This is a genomic window from Mesorhizobium sp. M7A.F.Ca.CA.004.12.1.1 (assembly GCF_003997835.1).
Classification (GTDB): Bacteria; Pseudomonadota; Alphaproteobacteria; order Rhizobiales; family Rhizobiaceae; genus Mesorhizobium.
On sequence record NZ_RZRK01001176.1, the window covers coordinates 1 to 1,346 of the forward strand.

3 protein-coding genes are annotated in these 1,346 nt (G+C 64.6%); 2 read left to right on the forward strand and 1 reads right to left on the reverse strand.

Translation table 11 applies throughout. The annotated features are described in order from the left end of the window. The coding region (locus EN984_RS34845; protein ID WP_127384367.1) for an MFS transporter at window positions 1–547 on the forward strand (547 nt) is incomplete at its 5' end. Between the two features lie 39 nt (window positions 548–586). Then, a complete protein-coding gene (locus EN984_RS34850) occupies window positions 587–961 on the forward strand; it encodes a DUF423 domain-containing protein (protein ID WP_127272732.1) in 375 nt (124 codons plus the stop codon). Between the two features lie 34 nt (window positions 962–995). On the opposite strand, the gene EN984_RS34855 is transcribed toward EN984_RS34850, so the two are convergent. Further along, complete coding sequence (locus tag EN984_RS34855; RefSeq protein WP_164763223.1) at window positions 996–1,193, reverse strand: hypothetical protein; 198 nt, start codon at window positions 1,191–1,193, stop codon at window positions 996–998. Between the last annotated feature and the right edge of the window lie 153 nt (window positions 1,194–1,346).

The window sequence follows — 1,346 nt, forward strand, 5'->3', positions numbered from 1 at the left end:
GAGCTTCGCCACCATGTCGATCGAGCCGATCATCACCGTCTATGTGCAGCAGCTCATCGAGGACCAGAGCCGCGTCACGCTGATATCAGGCGTCGTCATGTCGGCGGCGGCCCTTGGCGCCATCCTGTCGGCTTCGCGCCTCGGCAAACTCGCCGACCGCGTCGGCCACTGGAACGTCATCATCGGCGCGCTTGCCGTCTCGGCACTGCTGCTGATCCCGCAGGCCTTCGTCACGCAAAGCTGGCAACTCATCGGCCTGCGTTTCCTGATGGGCCTGGCGCTGGGCGGGCTCTTGCCCTGCATCACCAGCGTGATCCGCCACAATGTTCCCGATGGGGTCGGCGGCAATGTGCTCGGCCTGTCGATTTCCGCCCAGTATGTCGGGCAGGTCGCCGGTCCCCTGCTCGGCGGCTTTGCCGGCGGCCATTTCGGCATGCGCTCGGTGTTTCTGGGCACATCCGTCTTGATGGCCGGGGGCGCGGTGTATAACTGGCTGGCACAGTCGCGCCGCGAGCAGGACATGCTCGCCAAAGCCGGCAAGTCCTGACGGGATTGGGCATCCCTCTGATATCACGGAGCCATGGACATGAGCACGGCCGAACGACCTTCCGACAACAGCGGCCGTATCCTCGTCCTGGCCGGCGGCCTGTGCGGCGCCGCCGGCGTGGCGCTGTCGGCCGCGGCGGCGCATCTGGGCGGCGCCTTCGTCGGCACCGCCGCATCCTTCCTGCTGATGCATGCGCCGGTCTTCCTCGCCGCCGGATTGCTTGGGGCGAACCGGATGCTGCGCATCGGCAGCCTGATCCTGCTGGTTGGGCTTCTGCTGTTCTGCGGCGATCTGCTGGCCCGCGATTTCATCGGGTCGCGGCTGTTCCCGCTGTCGGCGCCGATCGGCGGCACGCTACTCATTACCGGCTGGCTGGCGATCGCCGCCTCGGCGCTGGTGCGCATGCGTTCCTGACGCCTGCCCGCGCCAAATGTAAAAGCGTGGGCTGCTAGTCCTGCCGGCGCTCGGGCTTGATGAGCAATTCGCGATTGCGTCGCCGCAGCTTCGCCAACCAATGCCGTTCCGGCCTCGCGATGCCCCAATAGTTGCGGTAGATGTCTTCGAACAGATAGCTGACGGGATGCATGATGTGCGCTCCTTCTAGTCCTTGAATCGATCCAATCGACAGGCGCGAAAAACCGACCACGATCAGCTCCGCTTGCGCTCCACAAGGAACCGCAACTCGCGAACCCATGGGCGGCTTTGCCACGGCGCTTCTGCGTCGTGGTGTTCGACGAGATGCTCCAGTCGTTGCGGTAGATATCTTCGAAGAGAAAATTGACGGGATGCATGGCACAAC

Bases quoted from the DNA above. Each gene is read 5' to 3' on its own strand.
- EN984_RS34850 (WP_127272732.1), top strand. From the start codon at position 587: ATGAGCACGGCCGAACGACCTTCCGACAACAGCGGCCGTATCCTCGTC.